The sequence below is a fragment of the Microbacterium sp. bgisy207 genome (genome assembly GCF_965345035.1).
Classification (GTDB): Bacteria; Actinomycetota; Actinomycetes; order Actinomycetales; family Microbacteriaceae; genus Microbacterium.
In genome coordinates this window covers 66,596-82,335 of sequence record NZ_CBDRMG010000013.1, presented here as the reverse complement: position 1 = coordinate 82,335, position 15,740 = coordinate 66,596, and the positions used below count along the sequence as shown (strand labels likewise).

Annotated in this window: 18 protein-coding genes and 1 pseudogene; 8 read left to right on the top strand and 11 right to left on the bottom strand. The window is 66.0% G+C overall.

The window, feature by feature from the left end; all coding sequences use genetic code 11:
* Positions 1–389 precede the first annotated feature (389 nt).
* Both ACSGC5_RS12675 and ACSGC5_RS12670 read left to right on the top strand, forming a co-directional pair.
* Positions 390–1,433, top strand: coding sequence for a DUF1852 domain-containing protein (locus tag ACSGC5_RS12675; RefSeq protein WP_434970963.1), 1,044 nt, complete (start codon positions 390–392; stop codon positions 1,431–1,433).
* Positions 1,430–2,461: a methionine synthase gene (locus tag ACSGC5_RS12670; protein WP_434970962.1), complete on the top strand. Its 1,032-nt coding sequence runs from the start codon at positions 1,430–1,432 to the stop codon at positions 2,459–2,461. The genes ACSGC5_RS12675 and ACSGC5_RS12670 overlap by 4 nt, the downstream gene beginning before the upstream one ends.
* On the opposite strand, the gene ACSGC5_RS12665 is transcribed toward ACSGC5_RS12670, so the two are convergent.
* Positions 2,458–2,811, bottom strand: a complete 354-nt coding sequence (locus tag ACSGC5_RS12665; RefSeq protein WP_434970961.1) for an STAS/SEC14 domain-containing protein — start codon at positions 2,809–2,811, stop codon at positions 2,458–2,460. The genes ACSGC5_RS12670 and ACSGC5_RS12665 overlap by 4 nt on opposite strands.
* A gap of 164 nt (positions 2,812–2,975) precedes the next feature.
* Between ACSGC5_RS12665 and ACSGC5_RS12660 the strand changes: the two genes are divergently transcribed.
* The 3 genes and pseudogenes from ACSGC5_RS12660 to ACSGC5_RS12650 all read left to right on the top strand — a co-directional run bounded on the left by ACSGC5_RS12660 (position 2,976) and on the right by ACSGC5_RS12650 (position 5,609).
* On the top strand, positions 2,976–4,181 hold the full coding sequence (locus tag ACSGC5_RS12660; RefSeq protein ID WP_434970960.1) for a sensor histidine kinase: 1,206 nt from the start codon (positions 2,976–2,978) through the stop codon (positions 4,179–4,181).
* An 18-nt stretch (positions 4,182–4,199) separates the two neighbouring features.
* Positions 4,200–4,526 (top strand): annotated as a pseudogene (locus ACSGC5_RS12655) (ATP-binding protein); the annotation flags it as partial.
* 219 nt (positions 4,527–4,745) lie between these two features.
* The gene (locus ACSGC5_RS12650) at positions 4,746–5,609 is read left to right on the top strand and encodes an aldo/keto reductase (RefSeq protein WP_434970959.1); all 864 of its coding nucleotides are present in this window, start codon (positions 4,746–4,748) and stop codon (positions 5,607–5,609) included.
* A 75-nt stretch (positions 5,610–5,684) separates the two neighbouring features.
* Here ACSGC5_RS12650 and ACSGC5_RS12645 read toward each other — a convergent pair whose 3' ends face one another.
* Together ACSGC5_RS12645 and ACSGC5_RS12640 are read right to left on the bottom strand one after the other, a co-directional pair.
* Positions 5,685–6,551: a GTP-binding protein LepA gene (locus ACSGC5_RS12645; RefSeq protein WP_434970958.1), complete on the bottom strand. Its 867-nt coding sequence runs from the start codon at positions 6,549–6,551 to the stop codon at positions 5,685–5,687.
* Positions 6,552–6,558: 7 nt separating this feature from the next.
* A complete protein-coding gene (locus tag ACSGC5_RS12640) occupies positions 6,559–6,888 on the bottom strand; it encodes a TetR/AcrR family transcriptional regulator C-terminal ligand-binding domain-containing protein (protein ID WP_434970957.1) in 330 nt (109 codons plus the stop codon).
* Between the two features lie 21 nt (positions 6,889–6,909).
* On the opposite strand from ACSGC5_RS12640, the gene ACSGC5_RS12635 reads away from it, so the two are divergent.
* A complete protein-coding gene (locus tag ACSGC5_RS12635; RefSeq protein WP_434970956.1) occupies positions 6,910–7,473 on the top strand; it encodes an SDR family oxidoreductase in 564 nt (187 codons plus the stop codon).
* Positions 7,474–7,580: 107 nt separating this feature from the next.
* Positions 7,581–8,327 carry a DUF2202 domain-containing protein gene (locus ACSGC5_RS12630; RefSeq protein WP_434970955.1) on the top strand — a complete coding sequence of 249 codons (747 nt, stop codon included), beginning with the start codon at positions 7,581–7,583 and terminating at the stop codon, positions 8,325–8,327.
* 33 nt (positions 8,328–8,360) lie between these two features.
* Here the strand turns inward: ACSGC5_RS12630 and ACSGC5_RS12625 are convergent, their stop codons facing one another.
* Positions 8,361–9,461, bottom strand: coding sequence for a sensor histidine kinase (locus ACSGC5_RS12625; protein ID WP_434970954.1), 1,101 nt, complete (start codon positions 9,459–9,461; stop codon positions 8,361–8,363).
* On the opposite strand from ACSGC5_RS12625, the gene ACSGC5_RS12620 reads away from it, so the two are divergent.
* Positions 9,448–10,161, top strand: a complete 714-nt coding sequence (locus ACSGC5_RS12620; RefSeq protein ID WP_434970953.1) for a zinc-dependent alcohol dehydrogenase — start codon at positions 9,448–9,450, stop codon at positions 10,159–10,161. The genes ACSGC5_RS12625 and ACSGC5_RS12620 overlap by 14 nt on opposite strands.
* A 44-nt stretch (positions 10,162–10,205) precedes the next feature.
* On the opposite strand, the gene ACSGC5_RS12615 is transcribed toward ACSGC5_RS12620, so the two are convergent.
* From ACSGC5_RS12615 to ACSGC5_RS12585, 7 genes are read right to left on the bottom strand one after another with little or no spacing between them, the layout of a single operon-like run.
* Positions 10,206–10,934: a class II aldolase/adducin family protein gene (locus ACSGC5_RS12615; RefSeq protein WP_228177429.1), complete on the bottom strand. Its 729-nt coding sequence runs from the start codon at positions 10,932–10,934 to the stop codon at positions 10,206–10,208.
* Between the two features lie 38 nt (positions 10,935–10,972).
* Entirely contained in the window at positions 10,973–11,815 is an 843-nt protein-coding gene (locus ACSGC5_RS12610) for an aldo/keto reductase (RefSeq protein WP_434970952.1), read from the bottom strand.
* A 41-nt stretch (positions 11,816–11,856) separates the two neighbouring features.
* On the bottom strand, positions 11,857–13,080 hold the full coding sequence (locus tag ACSGC5_RS12605) for an NAD(P)/FAD-dependent oxidoreductase (protein ID WP_434970951.1): 1,224 nt from the start codon (positions 13,078–13,080) through the stop codon (positions 11,857–11,859).
* A 13-nt stretch (positions 13,081–13,093) separates the two neighbouring features.
* Entirely contained in the window at positions 13,094–13,288 is a 195-nt protein-coding gene (locus ACSGC5_RS12600; RefSeq protein WP_228177432.1) for a ferredoxin, read from the bottom strand.
* A gap of 28 nt (positions 13,289–13,316) precedes the next feature.
* Positions 13,317–13,628 (bottom strand): hypothetical protein, encoded by a 312-nt coding sequence (locus tag ACSGC5_RS12595; RefSeq protein WP_228177433.1) that lies wholly within the window; start codon positions 13,626–13,628, stop codon positions 13,317–13,319.
* Positions 13,625–14,215 (bottom strand): 3-phenylpropionate/cinnamic acid dioxygenase subunit beta, encoded by a 591-nt coding sequence (locus tag ACSGC5_RS12590; RefSeq protein ID WP_228177434.1) that lies wholly within the window; start codon positions 14,213–14,215, stop codon positions 13,625–13,627. The genes ACSGC5_RS12595 and ACSGC5_RS12590 overlap by 4 nt, the downstream gene beginning before the upstream one ends.
* Positions 14,212–15,654, bottom strand: a complete 1,443-nt coding sequence (locus tag ACSGC5_RS12585) for a Rieske 2Fe-2S domain-containing protein (protein WP_434970950.1) — start codon at positions 15,652–15,654, stop codon at positions 14,212–14,214. Before ACSGC5_RS12585 ends, ACSGC5_RS12590 begins: the two co-directional genes overlap by 4 nt.
* Positions 15,655–15,740 lie beyond the last annotated feature (86 nt).

Sequence of the window (15,740 nt, the reverse complement as noted above, 5' to 3'; positions counted from 1 at the left end):
CCTAGAACTCGCACTGCGCGGGGTGTTCCCGGTCCACCGCGGTGAGATGTCACTCTCTCTTCCCATGACGGACGCCGATATCGACATGATCATCGACACTCTCGTCGAATCCGCAGTGGCGGTGGTCGGGTAGCCCTACACGGACCCACCCGAGGGCTTCTGCTATTCGATTCAGCGCACGTCCGCGCTGCCCCGCGCTGACCGTGCCGACAGGCGAGGATCGCGGTTTGTTACGACGCGAGTTGCGCGCGTGGCGTGAAACCGCGAGACTCTAGGCCATCGCAGCATGACGCGAAGCCTCGCGCCCGGAACACGTCACCGGGCACGCGCTGCGGCTCCCTGATGATTCAGCGGGCCGCCCCGGCTCGCCCGAACACGATCGGTCTGTCATGCGTCTGACCTCTGCCTCCCTTCCCACCTTCTCGATCGAGACCACCCGCTTCGACGAGGACTATGTCCCCCCGGCCAGCACCCGGGTCACGACGAACTTCGCCAACCTCGCTCGGGGGGAGGAGCGTCAGGAGAATCTGCGGGCTGCCCTGCAGATGATCGACGGCCGCTGCAACGACCTCGCCCGCTGGGACAACGAGCGGGGCGACCGCTACCGCGTCGAGCTCGACATCATCTCGGTCTCGATCGACGTCGAGACCGAGGGCAAGTCCCAGACGGATGCCGACAGCGAGCGCTTCCCGCTCATCGAGGTGCTCGAGACGACGATTGTCGACACCCGCTCCGGATGCCGCATCCCGGGCATCGTCGGGAACAACTTCTCGTCGTACGTGCGCGACTACGACTTCAGCATCCTGCTGCCGGGCCACAACGCCGGCGGCACCGGATTCCGCACGCCCGAGGACTTCGGGGTCCTGCACGGAAACCTGTTCCGGAGCTTCGTGCGATCGGATGCCTACGCGCAGCGCTTCGCGAAGGCCCCGGTGATCTGCCTCAGCGTCTCGAGCACCAAGACCTACCACCGGACCGCGAATCGGCATCCGGTCCTCGGCGTCGAGTACCGCAAGGACGAGTACTCGCTGACCGATGACTACTTCGCGAAGATGGGGATGCAGGTCCGCTACTTCCTGCCGCCGAACAGCGTCGCACCGTTCGCGTTTTACCACGTCGGCGATCTGCTCACCGACTACACCGACCTCGAGTTGATCGCGACCATCGCCACGATGGAGACCTTCCAGAAGATCTATCGCCCCGAGATCTACAACGCGAACTCCGCTGCCCCGGCATCCTTCCGACCGAGCCTCACCCACGCCGACTACTCGACGACCCGCATCGTCTACGACCGCGAGGAACGCAGCCGTCTCGCCGTCGAGCAGGGCCGATTCGCCGACGAGCACTTCATGACTCCCCACCGCGAGCGTCTTCAGGAGTGGTCAGCCTGGTACAGCGCGCAAGAGAGCGAGTTGGAGGGGGTGCGGTCATGACGACGCTGCTCCCCACCTCGACCGCCGGGAGCCTCCCCAAGCCGTCCTGGCTCGCCGAGCCCGAAACCCTCTGGTCGCCCTGGCGACTCGACGGTGAGGAGTTGGCGGACGGCAAGCGCGATGCGCTCCGTCTGTCGCTCGCCGAGCAGCAGCACGCCGGCATCGACATCGTCGGCGACGGCGAGCAGACCCGCCAGCACTTCGTGACGACCTTCATCGAACACCTCGACGGCGTGGACTTCCAGACGCGGCAGACGGTGCGGATCCGGGACCGGTACGACGCATCCGTCCCGACCGTCGTCGGCCCCGTCGCCCGCAGGCAGCCGGTATTCGTGACGGATGCCGCCTTCTTGCGCAGCCAGACCGATCAGCCGATCAAGTGGGCGCTGCCCGGGCCGATGACGATGATCGACACGCTCTTCGACGCGCATTACTCCAGCCGCGAGGAGCTCGCGTGGGAGTTCGCCGGCATCCTCAACCAGGAGGCGAAAGAGCTCGAGGCGGCAGGGGTCGACATCATCCAGTTCGACGAGCCGGCCTTCAACGTCTTCTTCGACGATGTCGACGACTGGGGGGTCGGGGCGCTCGAGCGGGCCACAGAGGGCCTGAGCTGCCGGACCGCTGTGCATATCTGCTACGGCTACGGCATCAAGGCCAACACCGACTGGAAGCAGACGCTCGGCGACGAGTGGCGCCAGTATGAGCGCACGTTCCCGAAGCTCCAGTCCTCGAGCATCGACATCGTCTCGCTCGAGTGCCACAACTCCCACGTTCCGCTCGAGCTCATCGAGCTCCTCCGCGGCAAGACGGTGATGGTCGGCGCGATCGACGTGGCGACCACCACAGTCGAGACCCCCGAGGATGTCGCCGACACGATCCGTGCGGCGCTGCAGTACGTGGATGCCGAGAACCTCTACCCGTCCACGAACTGCGGGATGGCGCCCCTCACCCGGCGCGTTGCGCAGGGCAAGCTCCACGCCCTCAGCGCCGGAGCGGCGATCGTGCGATCCGAGCTGGCGGGAGCCTAGGACTCGAGCCAGGCGAAGGCGGCGTCCTCGTCGTCGAAGAAGCGTGCCTCTTCGGCATAGAACGGCGTCGCGAGATGGGTGATCATCTCTTCCCACTTCTTGTCACCGACGATCGCCATGCGTTCGATCTTGTGGTGGAACTCGTGTCCGAAGTGGAAGTCCGAGCCCCAGGCACTGACCTTCTCCCAATGGAAGCCGGTGAGATCGCACAGCAGTCTCACCGTGCCGAACTCCTTCACTGCGGCTTCGACCGCCGGCGTGAGGACCTCGTAGTCCTCCTTCGTGACCTCGCCCGAGACCTCGAACCCGAGGACCTTGCCTGCGCTGCGCGGCGATTGCGTGATGGCCATGATCGGCTCCCTCCACGTGCTATCACCCTCATCGTGCCGCAGCGAGCCTCGCCGCGGTAGGGACCTCGGATGCCGAGATGGCTGGTGACATCGCACGGCGAGGTCAGCACAATGGGAGGACCCGCGAGCCCACAGCTCGGGGAAACCACGAAGGAGTTGGTGTCGTGTTCTCAGCGGTCCTGAGCTCGCCCCGCACCTCCCCCTATCCGCAGCTGGCGCTGACGGCGGCGTTCGCTGTGACCCTTGCCTCGGCTGCCCTGTTCCGGCTGGAGCTGAGACCGCTCTTCGCGCTGTCTGCCGGCGCGATCATCGTCGCGGGCGCGATCGTGATGCTGGTCGCGGCGCGGCGACCGCCCCGTCGCCGGACCTGGACGATGGCGATCGTGCCGATTCTCGACATCATCGCCGTCGCGCTCTTTCGTGAGGCCACCGTGCAGCCGATCACGGCGATCGGGCTCCTGCTCGCGATCCCGCTGTCGTGGCTCGCCTTCGCCTTCGCCTTGCCCGCGGTCATCGTGGGCGTGCTCGTGACGATCACATGGCCTGCCCTCGCCTACCTCTCGATCGGCGAGCAGGTCACGACCTTCCCCGAGTTCTTCGCCCTGTGGGCATTCCCCACCCTGACGGGCATCGTCGCGTTCTCGGTGTATCCGATCGGTGTCGCGTATCGCCGGGAACACGCGGAGTCGGTCAGGCAGACCGAGACGGTGAACGCGATCCTGGCGTCGACGGTCGATGCGATCACGGTGTTCGACAGCGAGGGGAGCCACGTCCGCAGCAATGCCGCTGCCGAGGCGATGTCGCGCCGCGCCGGCTGGAGTGGAGAGAGAGCCGCCCACGTCTACGCGACGGACCGACAGACGGCACTGCCCTCGGATGCACTGTCGTGGTTCGGGCAGATCGAAGTGCAGCGTTCCGCCTCGCGCACCGTGTGGCTCGGACCGCCGGAAGACCAGGTAGCGGTCCGCTATTCGGCCGCAAGGATCGGCGAGGGTGGCGGGGTGGTCGTGACCGGCACCGAGGTCACCGGTCTGGTCACGGCTGTCGAGACGCGCGAAGCGTTCATCGGCACCCTCAACCACGAGTTGCGCTCACCCCTGACGGTGCTGCTCGGTGAGACGGATCTTGCCCTCGAGAACGACGGCGACTGCATCCCGCGCGAGCGGGTCGAGCGCATCGAAGCGGCAGCGACGAGGCTGCGCGACACGGTGGGACGCCTTCTTACGACGGCGCGCCGCGACATCTCGGCGGACTTGGACACAACGGATGCGGGTTTCGCTGTGCAACGCGCCGTCGACGGTCTGCGTCCGCTGGCCCGAAGCCGCGGAGTCACCCTGTCGCTCTACGATCGCGGTGGCGTGCTCGCGTAGGTCACGTCTCGCCACCTACGCGCGATCGTCGAGGAGGTCGTCAAGAACGCCATCCTGTACTCGCCGACCGGCGCCGAAGTGACGGTGCTGGTCAGGGAGGACGAGGGGACTCCGCTCGTGGAGATCACCGATCGCGGCGTCGGCATGACTCCCGCAGAACGCCGCCGGGCGACGGAGGCGTACTACCGCACCGACTACGCGCGGCGGCAGGCCATCCCCGGAATGGGCGTGGGACTGACCATCGCGGCGGCGCTGGCGGCGATCAACGGGATCTCGCTCGACATCGACGAGAACTCAGCCGGCGGCACCACGGTGATCCTCAGCCTCACCCGGCCGAGCGCCTGAGCCAGACTCGGGCCACCTCAGTGAGTGCGGGGCCGACAAAAGCACGTACTGGCAGTACGCATCATGACCGGGCCTCCCCCGGAACCCCCTGCGCGTGTTCCTATTGATGAGGCGGCAGCAAGCGTCCGACACGGATGGCGCACCCGGCATCCCGGTCGACGCTTCGTGCACCGCCGCTGCGGCGAGACCCGCCGCTGTGCAACGAAAGCGAGAGACGCAATGATTCTTGACGAGAACTACACCCTGTCCAACGGCGTCGAGATCCCTAAGCTCGGCCTCGGCACTTGGATGATCGACAACGCCGCAACGGTCGGTGCCGTGAAGGCGGCGATCGAACTCGGCTACCGCCACATCGACACGGCCCAGGCCTACCAGAACGAGCAGGGAGTCGGCGAGGGCGCGCGCGCGTCCGGCGTCGCGCGCGAGGACATCTTCGTGACCACCAAGCTCGACGCCGGAGCCAAGTCGTACGAGGCGGCAGTCGCGGGTGTCGACGCCTCCCTCGAGGCGCTCAGCCTCGAGTACATCGACCTGTTTATCATCCACAGCCCCCACCCGTGGACCGAGTTCCGCGGCGAGAAGACCTACTTCGAAGAGAACCGGCAGGTCTGGAAGGCTCTCGAAGAGGCATACCAGGCGGGCAAGGTGCGCGCGATCGGCCTGTCGAACTTCGAGCGGGGCGACATCGAGAACATCCTCGAGGTGGCGACGGTCAAGCCCATGGTCAACCAGATCCTGGCCCACATCAGCAACACCCCGTTCGAGCTCATCGAGTACACGCAGGGCGAGGGGATCCTCGTCGAGGCGTACTCGCCGGTCGCCCACGGTGAACTGCTGAAGAACGAGCACGTCAAGCAGATCGCCGACAAGTACGGCGTCAGCATCCCCCAGCTCTCGATCCGCTACGACCTTCAGCTGGGCCTGCTGCCGCTGCCGAAGACGGCCAACCCTGCGCACATGAAGAGCAATGCCGAGCTCGACTTCGTCATCTCGGACGAGGACATGGACTACCTCAAGAACGTCGAGACCATCAAGGACTACGGCGACGCCAGCATGATGCCCGTGTTCGGCGGAAAGCTCTGAGGTCCGATCGATCCGCCGTGTTGCGCCGGAGTCCACCTGCGGGGATTGCCGGCGCAACGCGCGCCTGAGGGCTGTTCAGTCGCCGAATCCGCGTTCGCGGTAGAGGTCGATGCTTTCTCGCAGAGCGCGCAACACGTAGGGCGGGAACTCCATCCCCTTCTCGTGCGCCCACAGCAGCTGGGCTTCGATGCGACCCACCTCTCGCGCGTAGCGATCGAGATCAGTCTCGAACCCGAGCGCAGTGACCACTCCCCGCATCTGCGCGCGGTACCGACCCTGCCCGTTGGTTCCGACGAGGTTGTAGGTCTTCTCCCGCAGCACCCGTGCGAGATACAGCTGCCACGGCCGTAGGGCGCCGGAGGCCACAAGCTCGCTCGCGCTCATCCGGTAGAACGCGAAGTGGCCGGGTTCCTGCCGACGGATGGGGGCGATGATCGTCTCGGCGATGGCCGTCTCGCCCAGCTCGGTCATCCCGTCGTGGATGGTGTTGTAGGCCAGCACAGCCTGTCGCTCGGTGCTGGCTCCCGTCAGGTAGTAGAGCAGCCGCGCAATGTCCTGGATCGAGGAGAAGTGCGCGAGCGCACCCATGATCTTCATCCGGTACGAGACCTCGAGCACGGGGTCGGCCGCAGGCCGCCCGAGGTCCTGCTGGAGCCGGTCGAGGATCAGACCGTGCTGGATCTCCTGCGGCTGCCACACGTCGGCGTAGAACAGACGGTCGACCTCGCTGACGTCGGGCAACAGCACGAGCAGCTCGAGAACATTGCGATCCACCTCGAGCTCGACCCGGGCAAGGTAGTCGATGACGTGTCCGTAGCGGGCCCTGACCACACCCGGGTCGCGGATGCCGCGATCGACCGAGTCCAGCTCGATCGGTGGATGCTCCTCGCCGAGCCGCCGGACATGCTCGAGGATCCGCTGCGAGCTCACCGACTGGTTCATGAACCCATCATGCGGGAGCCTCCGCCGGTCCGGGGCCGTCACCGGGAAGACCCAGGAGCGCTCCGATCTGAGTGTGCGTGGGCGGCGGGGCGTCAACGTCGGTCAGCTGGCGATAGAGCATGATGCCGAGGAGCGCCTCCGCGACGATGGCATCCTGCTCTACAGGCTCGCGTGTCTGAGCGCGCGCGAGCCTGCCGGTGAGGGTTCGATGGGCGGGGCCCGTCAGCTCCGAATACAGCGCCCGTCGTAGGCCGGTATCCTCGGCGGCCGCAGCCGCGAGACCGCGCATGATCGCGGTGGCATCACCGGTGTCGGCGAGCTTCGCGCTGTCGTTCACACCGCCGGCGTCAGCCCGCAGATGGGCGCAGCCGAGTTCATCGTGCGCGTGAACGCACTGGGCACCGTGAACGTGACCCGCGCAGCACTCGCCGCGGCGAGCGAGGACTTCGCCCTGGTCAACGTCGCTTCGATCGCGGCCCATATGCTCCCCAGTGTGCTGATCCCCACGCGAGCGTTCCCGCTCGCCGAGACCGATCCGGATCGATTCGTGCGCAAGCTTGTCGGACGCACGCGCGTCGCGCGCAGCCAGGCCGCCGGAATGGCCTACTCCCTCTCCAAGGCCTACGTGAAGTGGTATTCCGCGCGGTCGGCCGAAGAATTCGGCGCGGGGGGGGCGCGCGTGGTCTCGGTCTCACCGGGGTCGTTCGACACCACGATGGGGCGACTGGAGCAGAAGAGCGGATCGGCGGCGCTCCTCAAGGCTGCCGCCCTCAAGCGCTTCGGCCGCCCCGAGGAAGTCGCCGAGCTGTTGGCGTTCCTCGCCTCCGAGAAAGCCGGCTACATCACCGGCACGGACATCCTGATCGACGGCGGAACGTACGCCGGCGTGCAGCGATACGGGAGCAAGATCCCGCGCGACTGACGGCCCCGCGGCCGCCTTCACACAAGCTTCACAATGCACCCACGGACACCTTCACAGAGGTGGCGTTGTCTGGTCATCGACAACCCGAACCTCAGAAGGTGATTCCGATGAACACATCCACAAAGACCGCCGCCACCCTCGGTGCGGGCGCCCTCGCGATCTTCGGCCTCGCGGTCGGCGGAACCGTCGCCGCCTCCGCCACCGTCGAATCGACAACTCCCCCAGCCTCCGTCGCCACCGGGTCGATCACAGCGGACAGCACGGTGGAGGACACCCTCTCCTTCATGCGAGAAGAGGAGCGGTTGGCCAGGGATCTCTATGCTGCGATCGCCGACTACTACGACGGTGCACGCCCGTTCAGCATGATCACCAACAGCGAGGACCACCACTACGACGCAGTCGGCACGCTCCTCGAGACCTACGGCATCGACGACCCGTCCGCCGGGCTGGAGCCGGGAACGTATGCCTTCGACGAACTGCAGGTGCTGTACGACGACCTGCTGGCGCAGGCGCAGACCTCACTCACCGAGGCCTATGCGGTGGGGATCACCATCGAGGAAACCGACATCGCCGACCTGGACGCGGCCCTCGCCGCGGACTACCCGTCGGACGTCGATGCCGTCCTCACCAGGCTGCTGACCGGCTCCGAGAAGCATCTCGCGGCATACACCTCGGCGTCCGAGGGCGGCACAGCAGCGGGCACGACAGGGCGCACCGACGCGATGCCCGGACGAGGATCGAACGGGGCCGACCGGGACGGTCGAGGAGACGGCAGGATGTCCGGTCGAGACATTCCGAGGGATGGTTCAGGGCGGGGGATGACCAACGGCGACGGTAGCTGCGACCACAGCTGAGCCACGACCTCGCGCACCATCAGCAGAGGCCGGTCAGGACCCGTGGGTCTGGCCGGCCTCCTCAGCGCGCGGGAGGGTGACGGTGAAGACAGACCCATACCCCGGTCCCTCCGAGGCAGCGGTGAGCTCACCCCCGTGCGCTCGGACGATCCCCCGGGCGATCGTGAGACCGATGCCGGACCCGGAGCCCCCACCGCGGCGTCCCGGCACGCGGTAGAACCGTTCGAAGATCCGCTGGAGCTCAGCCTCGGCCAGCCCTTCTCCCGAATCGACGACCCGGATCGTCACCTCGTCCGCGGATGCCGAGACTGCCGCCTCGATCCACCCGCCGGCCTCGGTGGCGCGGAGCGCGTTGCCGATGAGGTTCGTGATGACCTGACCGATCCGGTCACCGTCGACGTAGGCCGCGCACGACTCTGTGGGAAGGACTGTCGTGAGGCGGATGCCCACATCCTCGGCCTGCGCCCGCAACCGCTCGACCACGCCGCCGACCAGCATCCTCACATCCAGCGTCTCCCGCACCAGCCCGAGCCGCCCTTCCTCGGCGCGCGACAGCGCCGACACATCGTCGGACAGCCGGCGCAGTCGGCGCACTTCGTCACTCACCTTGCCGAGCTGCTCGGGTTCGGCGGGAAGGATCCCGTCGATCATCCCCTCGACGTAGCCGTCGATGATCGTCAGCGGCGTCCGCATCTCGTGGGCGACCTCGCCGAGCAGTCGGGTCCGCCGGCGCTCGGTCTCCGCGAGGGCGGCGCCCAGCGTGTTGACGTCGTCGGCGAGGGCTGCCAGTTCATCGTCGGCGGGCCGCTCTACGCGGACGTCGTAGTCGCCGGCCGCGATACGCCGCGCCGCTGCCGACATGGCACGCAGTGGCTTGGTGACCCGCGCCGAGACGATGATCCCGGCCGCAGCCGCCGTCAGTGCTCCCACGACGAGACCGACCCCGAGGGCCTGGGTGACGGCGATGGTCACGTCGGCGACCAGCTGCTGACGGTTCCCCTGCCCCGCACCGGTACCCATGCCACCGCCCATACCGACGCGGCGGTCGAAGATGAGGGGCGCGAGCACGAGTACGACGATGGTCGTCGCGACGGCGCCGAGCACGGCGACGAGAAGATGCGTGACCGGCCACATGTCGTGGTTCGGTTTGACCTATGACGGTGCCGGCAGCGAAGAGTTCGTGGTTCTCGAGCGACTGCTGCACGACGTTCCCGAACGCATCAGCGACCGCAGCGCGGCGATGATCGAGCCGTTCACTGTCGCGTACCGCGCTCTCGAGGAAGCGGGCTCGATCGATGCGAGCGACACGGTCGTGGTCATCGGCGGAGGCATGATCGGACAGTGCGCTGCGCTGGCTGCGCACGCGAAGGGCGCACTGACCGTGCTCGTCGAACCGTCGGCACAGCGCCGCGAGATGGCGACACGATTGGGTGTGGACGCGACGGTGGATCCGTCCGCGCCCGATGCGGAAGCCACGATCGCTGCAGTCGCCGGGCCGCTGGGCGTGCGCGTGGTCATCGAAGCCTCCGGCAATCCCCACGGGATGGCGAGCGCCTATCGCATCGTCAGCCACAACGGCACGATTGTGCAGATCGGGATCACCGCCGCGGCCGAAGTGTCCGCGCCGCTGGCTCTCATCCAGGCGAAGGACCTCACGATCAAGGGGATCACAGGGTCGTCGGGCGTGTGGCCTCGGGCGATTCGGTTCATCGAGCGGACGGGCATCGACCTCACCCCTCTGGCCACCGACGAGTTCTCCTTCGATGAGGCCGCGGAGGCGTTCGATCGGTCACGTGACGCATCGAGCACACTCAAGGTCCTGATCCACCCCTAGTAGGGGCACGGGCCCCGAGACCGACGCGTCGGTCTCGGGCTTCCTCACCTTCTGGGGGCGCGACGAACCTCATCACGCCAGACGGACCACGCGCGCTGCAACTGCCCGTCGTTTGCGGCTGCGGCCGCAGCCGCCTCTTCAGCGGTGAGCGCCGTGTACTCGCCGCGCAGTCCGATCGCCGCGGTCTGCGCTCGCGCGTTGAGGTCCGCGTATACCGCACGGGCCACAGCCTGCTCCAGCGATGCGCCGACGGCGACGAAACCGTGACCACGCATCAGGATGACGGGAGCATCCCCCAGCGCCGCGGCCAGATCCCCACCCAGTGCTGTGTCGCGGATCAAGAGATCGCTGGCATGACCGACGCTGTCGCGGATCTCGAACACCGGCACCTCCTCACCCAGGAATCCCGCCATGTGCCACACCGCTCGCAGCGGCACCGCAGAGATACTGAAGGGCACCATCGACGGCGAGTGACTGTGGACGATCGAGACCACATCCGGCCGCGTCGCGTAGATCCGCCCGTGCAGAAAACGCTCGAGATAGCTCGGTCGCCGATCGGATGTCTCGCCGTCGAACGACATCTCTTGGATGTCATCGGTCGTCACCAGTCCCGGCGCAAGGTTCCGTGAGATCAGGAATCTGTCGGCGCGGAAGGGGTGCCGGACACTCACATGTCCGAAGGCATCCAGAATGCCTTTGTCCACCAAAACGTGGTTGGCGTCCACGAGGTCTTCGAGGACACGCTCAGGCCGTTCTTCGTCTTGCTCCGTCATCGTCCTTCCTCTGCTGGTCATCCCGAGGCGCTGCGGCCTCAGTGCCCATTGGCGGGGTCGTCCGGATCACGCGCTGCGCGTTCGCCCCGATCGAAAGAGCCCAGGAGGGCGAGTTCTTCCGGGGTCAAGGTGAAGTCGAAGATGTCGATGTTCTGCGCGAGCTGCTCGTGAGTCATCGCCCGCGGGACGGGCACGATCTCCTCATCAAGATGCCAGCGCAGCAGCACCTGGGCCGGTGACTTGCCGTGACCAGCGGCGATCCGGCCCACGACGGGGTCTGACAGAAGCGGGCCGCCACGCCCGAGCGGGCTCCACGCCTCCGTTTGGATTCCGTGCGCCCGGTGGTACTCGCGCTGTTCGACGCGCGCGATATCGACACTGAGCTGAATCTGATCGACATCGGGGAACACGCCGGTCGCCTCGACGATTCGATCGATGTGGTGAACCGTGAAGTTGGAGACACCGATCGCTTTCACGAGCCCCTGCTCCTGCAGCTGGACGAGCCCACGCCACGCATCGACGTAGCGATCCAGCGCGGGGACCGGCCAGTGGATCAGGTACAGGTCGAGGTAGTCCACACCGATCGCTTCGAGCGCGCTGTCGTAGGCGCGCTTCACACCGTCGACACTGTGGTTCTCCTTGTTGAACTTGCTCGTGATGAAGACCTCCGAGCGAGGAATCCCGGATGCGCGAAGACCGGCCCCGACGGCATCCTCGTTCCCGTACTTCTCCGCCGTGTCGAACAAGCGGTATCCGAGGTCGACGGCTTTTTCGACCATGGCGGCGCATTCATCGCCCACCAGCGGCCAGGTCCCCATCCCCACGCGAGGGATGCGGTGGCCCCGAAGAAGCGGACGCGTCGTCTGCTCGTGTGCTGTCACGGTCTGGCTCCTCTGGAGGTGGGCGGCGTCGCCGAGGCTGGTCAGCGCGTCGCGGGCGATGTCGACTGAATCGCAGCCTGCAGCCGCGCGACGAGATCCTGGGTGCGAGCCCGGGATGCCACAGATCGTCGTGCGTCGATGAGTGCGCGCGGCCAGTTGACGATCACAGCACCATCGACGGCTTCACCGTCCACCCCGTAGACCACGCCGAATCGTCCCGCGGCGGGCTCTCCGACCAGCCTGGAGTGTTCCGAGCCGGTCCGTCCGACGATCTGGATCTTCCAGTCGTACTGGTCGCTCCATACGTACTCGGTCGGATCGTACGCACGAAGATCCTCCGGGTGCACGATGTTGTGCGCCACCAGTTGCGCCTGGTCGGCGGCACTGGTCCAATGCTCGAGGCGGACAGAGTCGGGATGACGGTCATTCGTGAATCGTGCGACGTCACCGATGGCGTACACGCCGGGGACACCGACCGCCGAGAGTGTCGCATCGCAGATGACGCCGTTGTCGACGCTGACGCCAGATCCGGCGAGCCATTCCGTATTGGGAATCGCGCCGATGCCCAGCAGGACCGCGTCGACGCTCAGAGTCGAGCCGTCCGTCAGCAGCAGATGACATTGCTCATGCAGTCGGTCAACGCGCTCAACTGACACACCGAACCGGAACCCGACCCCCTCACGCGAGTGCTTGTCCGCGAATATCTTGCCGATCTGGGCGTTCATGGCTCGCCCCATCGGAGCCTCCAGGGGCTCGATGATGCTGACCCTCAGACCCGCCTTCACTGCTGTCGCGGCAACCTCCGAACCGATGAAGCCCGCCCCTATGACGGCGAGGTGCCGCCCTGCAACGAGATCGGCCCGGAGGGCATCTGCGTCCGACCGAGACCGCAGAACATGCACGCCGGGGAGGTCGGCCCAAGGGGTACGGCGCGCGCGAGCCCCCGTCGCGATGACCAGCTTGTCGTACGTGAGGGTCGTACCGTCGCTGAGGGAGACGCTCGTGCTCGCGGGGTCCAGAGCTGTTGCCCGCGTACCGAACTTCGTCGTGACGCCAGCGTCAGCGAGCGCTTCAGGAGAAGTCAGCTGGATCCGATCACCAGACGATGCACCGCTCAGATAGTCCTTCGACAGCGGAGGCTTGTCGTAGAGCGGGTTGGGCTCCGCATCGACGAGCGTGATGGCGCCACCGAAGCCTTCCGAGTGGAGGTTCTGTGCAAGTTTCATCCCGGCGACGGAGCCACCGACGATCACGACGTGAGACACAGGTGGGGCTCCGTCAGTCTTCGACCCACAGCGCCGATACCGGGCAGCTGCGGGCCGCCTCCTCGACGCGTGTCCGCTCGGAATCGGGAACCTCGGTCTTCAGGAGGACGACGAGTCCCTCATCATCGATGTCGAAGTAGTCGTCTGCGGCGACGACGCAGTTTGCATATCCCTGGCAGAGCGAGAGATCAGCCTTCACGGTGGCCATCTGGCTTTCCTTCTTGGTCGGTTGGGGGTTACTGGTCAGGTGAGTCTGGGAACAGTGGCGCGTCGGGGGTCCCGATCATCTCGGAGAACGTCCGCACCGTCTGCCAGGTGAGAGCCTCCAGCTCGAGCGGATCGAGGGCGATCCATTGGCCTGTCTTCGACGAATCGATCAGAAGTCGTGTTCCGTTTCGGGTCTCGACGCGCGAGACGGTGATCTCAGAGAACTCGTTCGCGATCTGCAGCGGCTCACCCACCCGACGTTCGAGGAGCCGCGCACGCTCTTCGGCGGCAGCGCTCGCGGCCGCGCGGTCGAGGTCGGCGCCTTCCCACTCGATCGTCATAGGAAGATCGCCAGGTTCTGGGTCCGCAGCACCGACTCATCCACCATGATCACGCGACGGGCGAGTCTGTACTGGCCATCGACTTCACGGAAGACGTCTTCGCGGTGTGCCGAGATCAACGACGGCTCGTTCACATCTCCGCGACTGCGAAACAGCAACACGGCGGAATCTGCGACGACCTCGCCGGCGACGTCGCTCTCGAACACCCGCACGTTCGTGATGAAGTGGCGCAGACGAGACGGGGGGTCTTCGGTCCAGGCATGCTCAGTGAGGAAGCGCGCGACACGGCGGCTCAGCGAGTATTTGTTCTCGTCCCAGTGCGCCATCCCGGGAGAGGTCGTGAACGGTGTGCCGAGGGCGGTCGTCGCGCGCACCGGCATGATGTAGTGGATGTCCTCGGTCAGCAGTTCGAGCCATTCCTCGTAGCGCTGCTGATCAAGGGTGTAGGCCTCCTCCACCAGCCACCGGTTGATGGTGTTGTGGATCTCGCTCGTGAAAGGGAGCGATGCTCCCACACGAGATGCGAGCGTCGAGTCCTTTCGAAGTCGTGATGCCTGCGAGATCGCGGTTCCCGTCTCCTCGATCATCGGGTCACCTCCTGCCCGTTATTGGTGATTCCCTTCGGGCGGGGAGTCGCATCCGATGAGATCTCGCCACCGATGGTGAGCGCGTGGAAGTCCACTCCCTCGTACTCCGGCTCCATGTAGTCGGCCCAACGGTCGAGCAGATGCCGCTGGTTGTACTCGCCGTAGCCGACGTGCGCGACGCCGGGCCCTGCGAACTCGTCCTCGGTGAGCGGCGCGACGACGGGCGAGCCGTCCTTCAACATGCCCATCCGTCCGTTGAGGAGGAGTCGACGAGCCATAGACCCCTTGGCCGTGTTCGTCAGCGATACCCAGTTCTCGACGTCGTCCTGTTCGAACATGCCGCTCGAACCGAAGCACATCAGATAGGCCTTGTACGACAGTGCCTTGAACTCTTCGGGCGCCTCGGCGTCGACGGCGAACCAGGAGTAGACCTCGGTCTCGTTCTCGCTGATCGGCACCCACGTGCGCAGTGAGATGAACGGGAGCACGTCCTCGTCCGAGCCCTCTTCGACCTTCGGCCAGTTGTGGACGAGGCTCATGTTGGGGAACATCGACGCGGCCGAGATCATGAAGCCGTCGCGTCCCACGACATCCAGCTGAGCCTGCGACCAGGTCTCCTTCATCCGGGCGATCATCTCTTCCGGGTAGCCGACGTAGCGCAAACGCTCGTCGAGGTCGCCCGGTGGGAGCTTGTACGTCGTGCCTCCGCCGTTCCCGGCCCAGTAGGTGTTGCCGTCCTTGCGCTTCTCAGCCTTGGGTTCACGGAACAGGCCGATCTCGACGACCGAGGTGTGCGTCTGCGGCGTGTGGTACATGTCGCCGGCGAAGTTCTCGGCACCAATCTTCCAGTTCGTCTTCACGCGCCAACGTTGCGGCCCCTTGAGTTCGATCCCACTCGGGCTCTGCTTCGTGTAGTAGTCGAGGTAGAAGCGGAAGTCGCCGATGTAGTCGAGCAGCGGCGGAGCTTCGGGGTCCATGCTGATGAAGATCAGACCGTTGTACATGTCAAGGTTCGGGGCGGGCAGCAGCCGCGCTCCCTTGCGGCTGAATCCTGCTTCGCCGCCGTAGGCCTCCTGGTGGAACGGGAGACCGACGATACGTCCGTCATTGCGATAGGACCAGCCGTGATACGGGCAACGGAAGTGGGATGCGTTTCCGATCTCGGCACGACACACCTGCATGCCGCGGTGGAGGCACATGTTGAAGTGCGCGTGGATCGTGCCGGTTTCGTCGCGAACGATGATGAAGGAGTCATCGAGGACGCGTCGGACGACATAGTCACCCGCCTGTGGGATCTCCGACTCGTGGCCGACGAACAGCCAGGCTCTGCTGAAGAGGTTCTTGCGTTCGCGGTCGAAGATCTCGCCGTCGTTGTAGATGAATGCCGGAATCATCCCTCGACGGATCTCGTCGTAGATGGTCGTCGTCGGATTGCCCATACGTACCCAGTCCTCTGTCTCCGCGCTTCTGCACTCAGAGCTCGGAGCGCAGCTGTTGTCTCTGTCCTTCAGAATCTTATTCTACT